1 protein-coding gene is annotated in these 253 nt (G+C 70.0%); it reads left to right on the forward strand.

Annotated features, from left to right (window positions below; all coding sequences use genetic code 11):
* Positions 1-253, forward strand: a 253-nt coding sequence (locus ACNAW0_RS30920) for a recombinase family protein (protein ID WP_416291567.1), incomplete at both ends; no start/stop codon positions are given.

Raw genomic sequence — 253 nt, forward strand, 5'->3', positions numbered from 1 at the left:
ACCAGAAGGGTGACCTGGACCGGCAGACCGTGCGGGTGGTGGAGGGGGCGGACGCGCAGGGCCTGGCTGTGGCGGAGATCGTGACCGAGGTTGACTCCGGCCTGGACGGCAAGCGCCGCAAGCTGCATCGCCTTCTGGCCGATCCGACTGCGGCGGTGATCGTGGTCGAGCGCAAGGATCGGCTGGCTCGGTTCGGTGTGGAGCATCTGCAGGCGGCGCTCGCTGCGACCGGGCGCCGTCTGGTGGTTCTGGA

Origin of the sequence: Micromonospora sp. SL1-18 (assembly GCF_047921505.1) — a bacterium.
GTDB lineage: Bacteria > Actinomycetota > Actinomycetes > Mycobacteriales > Micromonosporaceae > Micromonospora.